Source organism: Bacillus timonensis (assembly GCF_000285535.1).
Lineage (GTDB): Bacteria > Bacillota > Bacilli > Bacillales > Bacillaceae_L > Ferdinandcohnia > Ferdinandcohnia timonensis.
Genome location: NZ_HE610985.1, coordinates 428,896 through 433,773, shown reverse-complemented (window position 1 = coordinate 433,773; position 4,878 = coordinate 428,896). Strand labels below are relative to the sequence as shown.

The following is a 4,878-nucleotide window of genomic DNA, read 5'->3' as shown; positions in this document are numbered from 1 at the left end:
TATTTCTGTGGTCCAGTTCCATTCATGAAGATGATGTATCGCTCATTAAAAGAATGGGGAGTTGCATCTGAGAACATTCACTTCGAATTCTTCGGTCCTGCAAGTGAATTAGAAGAACCAACTGAAACTGTACCAGCCTAAGTTAATACAAGTGCTAGCTTTGGAGAATTCAGAACTTTGCACTTATATGAAATGCCATCTAGCAAATAAACTAGATGGCATTTTTGTTAGGATAGGGATTCAGTTTTTGCGATTTTCTTTTCCTCAGGAATGAGCAAGTTAAGGATCAAAACTGCAATTGCCCCCACAGCAGTACCAGAAGAAAGAATGTAGTTAGCGAAATCTGGAACACTGTAAAGAATTTCTTTTGGTAATACAATTGTACCAACCGTTAAGAGAATAGGAACGCCGATTACAATCATATTGCGGTCATCGATTGTAACATGTTGAATAACCTTCAGACCATTCATTACTATTGCCACACAAACAACTCCAAAAATACCTTGGATGACAGGCTGAGGAATACAAGTAATAATGGCCGATAGCTTTGGTATAAGCCCTAAGAAAACTAAAATAATCCCTGCTGCAATGATTGCCATACGGCTTGCAACACCAGTAATCGCAATTATTCCAGCATTTGACGAATAACCTGTCACAGGTGTTCCGCCAACTAAAGAGCCTACAAAACAGCCAAGTCCCTCACCTACTGATCCACGATTCAAACGTTTGTCATCTAACTCTTCATCCGTAACTGTTGATACAACAAACCAAGTCCCTGTTGTTTCAATTAAAATAATCATATAAATAAATACCATTGTTAATATGGCTTGAAGATCAAAAATAGGTTTTCCGAATGGAAAGAAACTTGGTAATGAAATCCACTTTGCTTCTTTCACAACTGAAAAATCTACAGTACCAAAGAAAGATGCTGTAATCGTTCCAACTAAAATCGCCAAAATAACGGATACTAACCGGAAAAATGTACCATATCCTGTTTTTTTACGACCAAGTAACATAAAAACTAATAAGACTCCTGCCGATACTGCAGCGACGATCACATTATGCCCAACATTTCCTGGTGAAGTGTAAATGCTATTAAATGCACTTGGCATTAATGAAATTCCAACAATGACAATTACCGTACCTCCTACAAGTGGAGGAATAATTTTTCTCACTGTTTTAGCAAATACTTTTAATGGATAACCTAAAATTGCAATTAATAGAGCCCCTGGTAGTAAGCTTCCGAATACTGCTCCTAACCCCAGTTTCCCACCGATGGCTGCAAGAGCACCGATTGGTACATAGGATGGACCTTGAACAACAGGTAATTTTAACCCACCTATTGTTTGAATAAGTGTGGCGATACCAGCCGCAAGAAAACACATTTGAATAAAGTAAGTGGTATTCATTGTGTTCAATGCTAGAAGCCCCGCAATAATAATTGGAGCAATGTAAAGATCCATTGCTAGAACGTGTTGAAACCCTAGTAAAAGTGATTTACCAACACTAATTTTGTCATTGACACCGACGGCTAAGTTCGGATTTTGTGAATTCTGTTCCACGATTCTTCCCCCAATTTTATGAAATCAATTAAAATAAATGATAGCTTCTTAGAGTAATTACTCTTTTGAATGATGTAATACAAACATGATTTTAGGTATTTACCCTATTCACATGTTGTATAGCATATTTGCATTATAAAAAAGGTTTATAAAAATGTAAATAGTAAATACGAATATTTGATTTTATTTTTTAATTAATGTTCGGTTTTTATTGACTTCGATCTTTCCTCTCTATAAAATATAATGTGGGAATACATGAATTAAGGAGGATTGGTCATGTTAGTTGAAGACCAAGTATTAAGAGATCAATGGGTCGTTGCTGCAAAAGCTGAAGATATTCAAGAAAAACCACAACAAGTGATTGTATTAGGTGAACGAATTGTCTTATTTAGAACGGAAGAAGGAATCCATGCATTTAAGGACCTTTGTGTACACCGTGGTGCTGCTCTTTCACTAGGCTGTGTAAAAGACGGACAACTTGTTTGTCCATACCATGGTTGGGAATATAATACTGAAGGTGATTGTACAAAAATTCCACAATTACCAGAAGGAAGAAAAATTCCATTAAAAGCAAAGGCGATTAAATACTCATGTAGAGAAGAATACGGTTATGTATGGGTAAATTTAAATAATAATAATCCCAACATGTTTACCTATCGCCCATTTCTTGATGAAACCTACCATAATGTTTTATGGGGACAAACAGAAATTAATGCGAATCCACCTAGAGTTGTAGAGAACTTCCTAGATGTTGGACACCTTGCATTTGTCCATGAAGGCTTCCTTGGTGTTCAAGAAAAACCAGTAATCGGTGATTATAATGTTCATCAAGATGAAGAACGTATCTATTCAGATGAGATTGCTATCTTCCAACCGGATCCAGATGGAACGGGTGTTGCTAAGGATGTTTATTATACGTACGAAATTTTTAATCCACTAGTTGTTCAATTTACAAAAAGAAATCCAGAAAGTGATAATAAAATGTCAATCGTACTAATGATTCAACCCGTTACAGAAGGAAAATCGATTGCTCACGGAATCATTTCCTTTAACTATGATACTGGTACTACTGATGAAGAGACTGTTAAGTTCCAAGATATGATATTTGCACAGGACAAGCCAATTGTTGAAAATCAGAAGCCTGAAGATCTTCCTTTAGATTTGCAAGTTGAACTTTCCTTGAAATCTGATCGTATGAGTATCGCATATCGTCAATATTTGAAAAAAATAGGTGTTATATTAGGAACAGCTTAATAGAAAACAAAAGGTGCCAATCCCCTAGTCTACTAGGAAACAATTGGCACCCTTTTTTATAGCTTAAATACATTTCTAAGTCTCATTACATTATAAAAAAGAGCTGCGTCTCTTCCTTCTTTTGTGGAACGGTTTTTGTATTGTTTTAAACAATTCATAAAAGCTAAGTCACATTTTCGTGAAGGACCATATCGTTGATAGCATAAGTCATGTTTCATACAACATGAATCAACCCTATTCGTTGGTGGACCAGAGCCACCACAGCCAGGTCCACACCATCGATAGCCAGGCATGCAAAAACCAATCCCTCTCCTCTTGTTCATAACGTCCCTCCTTTTGAATACAATCTATACTATTAAAATATGTAATCATTCTATGAAAGGAAGGGCAATTGACATGTTTATTAATATATCAAAAATAATAATTGAAAAGTCTGATAAAAATTTGTTAGTATTACATTAATAGAATTGAAGGATATCCAAGGCCAATGGAATATTCATTTGCCTTTTTTTATTGATCCAAACATTTTTACATCTAGAGAAGGAGATTATAATGAGGGGTAAATTTCATTATGCGTGGATTATTGTATTTGTCACTTTCCTAGCATTTTTAGCGGTTCAAGGCGGTAGACTTGCGTTCGGCGCTTTCGTTGAGCCTTGGGAAAAGGATTTACATATGAATCGAGCGACAACTTCGCTGATTTCGACTTTAAGTTTTGTAATATATGGTTTATCACAGCCTTTTATTGGTAAATTGATAGACAGATATGGTGCTCGTTCTATATTATCGGTTAGCACATTTATAGTAGGGATTAGCTTCTTTTTTATCACTTTTATTACCCAACCGTGGCAATTATTTGTCCTTTATTCCCTTGTTTCCATTGGAGTCGGTGGTGCATCAAACGTAGCCGGCACAGTTCTTATTACAAATTGGTTTAATAAGAAACGGGGCCTTGCCTTAGGAATAATGGAAGCAGGCTTTGGTTTTGGCCAAATGCTATTAGTCCCAGGTTCTCTGATATTAATTCATTGGTTTGATTGGAGAACAACAATCTTTATTTTAGGTGTATTGTTGATTGTGATTGTGTTCCCTGTCGTTCTCTTCTTTTTACGCAACCATCCGAATGAAAAAGCGATGGAGCCATTGGGCGGAAAAATGAAAGTGGAAGATGAATATGAGGCAGAATCTAAAAAGAAATCAGTTTCACTTAAGGGTCTTTTTAAAATGCGCCAATTTTGGTTTTTAATGGTACCATTTGCAGTTTGTGGGTTTACAACAACAGGTTTAATGGATACACATTTAATTCCTTTATCCCATCACCATGGTTTTTCTTCAACTGTGACGGGTACGGCGGTAAGTATTTTAGCAGCTTTTAATATTATTGGTATCCTGCTTTCCGGTGTCATCATTGATTATTGGAGTAGCCGAAAACTCTTAGTGTTTATTTATTTTACTCGTGCACTATCCATTGGTATTTTAGTATATTCACATAATACTGTGTTACTGTTAGTATTTGCGGGCGTTTTTGGATTAGTTGATTTTGCCACAGTTGCGCCAACTCAATTATTGTTAACCCAGTATTTTAAAAACGAATCAATTGGGTTTATTGTGGGATGCTTGTCTCTTAGCCATCAAATAGGATCTGCATTGGGTGCCTATATTCCTGGACTTATATTTAGTAAATTTAACAATTACGACCTATCTCTCTATCTTTCTATTTTTATTGTCCTAGCTGCAGCAATTATGAATCTATTATTACCTGAGCCGAATCGAATAAAAATGAGTGACCAAAGGGCAAGCTGAGGTTAGTGAGCTTTCCCCTTTTTTGATGTTAACTCTTATTATTTTAAAAATAGAACCATGGACATTTGAAATATTGTTTGGCCATGGTGTAAAATCGTTAAGCAGCACTGACTTTGGTGCAAAAGGGATACAAGGAGAACAAAATATGAAAAGCATTTTACGTAATTTTATCAATGGAATTTTAACAATTGTTCCGATTATTTTAGTAGTGTATGTTGTTTTAAAGTGTTTTATTTTAGATGGAATTTTAGGAAACTTC

At 35.6% G+C, this 4,878-nt stretch carries 4 protein-coding genes; 2 read left to right on the top strand and 2 right to left on the bottom strand.

What is annotated here, in order from left to right; all coding sequences use genetic code 11:
* Positions 1-227: 227 nt before the first annotated feature.
* Positions 228-1,562 carry a uracil-xanthine permease family protein gene (locus tag BTHG_RS02475; protein ID WP_010281931.1) on the bottom strand — a complete coding sequence of 445 codons (1,335 nt, stop codon included), beginning with the start codon at positions 1,560-1,562 and terminating at the stop codon, positions 228-230.
* Between the two features lie 276 nt (positions 1,563-1,838).
* Here BTHG_RS02475 and BTHG_RS02470 point away from each other — a divergent pair, with 276 nt between their 5' ends.
* Positions 1,839-2,816 carry an aromatic ring-hydroxylating oxygenase subunit alpha gene (locus BTHG_RS02470; RefSeq protein ID WP_010281930.1) on the top strand — a complete coding sequence of 326 codons (978 nt, stop codon included), beginning with the start codon at positions 1,839-1,841 and terminating at the stop codon, positions 2,814-2,816.
* 56 nt (positions 2,817-2,872) lie between these two features.
* On the opposite strand, the gene BTHG_RS02465 is transcribed toward BTHG_RS02470, so the two are convergent.
* The gene (locus BTHG_RS02465; protein WP_010281928.1) at positions 2,873-3,139 is read right to left on the bottom strand and encodes a hypothetical protein; all 267 of its coding nucleotides are present in this window, start codon (positions 3,137-3,139) and stop codon (positions 2,873-2,875) included.
* Between the two features lie 229 nt (positions 3,140-3,368).
* On the opposite strand from BTHG_RS02465, the gene BTHG_RS02460 reads away from it, so the two are divergent.
* Positions 3,369-4,619 (top strand): MFS transporter, encoded by a 1,251-nt coding sequence (locus BTHG_RS02460; RefSeq protein WP_010281927.1) that lies wholly within the window; start codon positions 3,369-3,371, stop codon positions 4,617-4,619.
* Positions 4,620-4,878 lie beyond the last annotated feature (259 nt).

Bases quoted from the DNA above. Each gene is read 5' to 3' on its own strand.
- BTHG_RS02460 (WP_010281927.1), top strand. From the start codon at position 3,369: ATGAGGGGTAAATTTCATTATGCGTGGATTATTGTATTTGTCACTTTC.
- BTHG_RS02470 (WP_010281930.1), top strand. From the start codon at position 1,839: ATGTTAGTTGAAGACCAAGTATTAAGAGATCAATGGGTCGTTGCTGCA.
- BTHG_RS02465 (WP_010281928.1), bottom strand. From the start codon at position 3,139: ATGAACAAGAGGAGAGGGATTGGTTTTTGCATGCCTGGCTATCGATGG.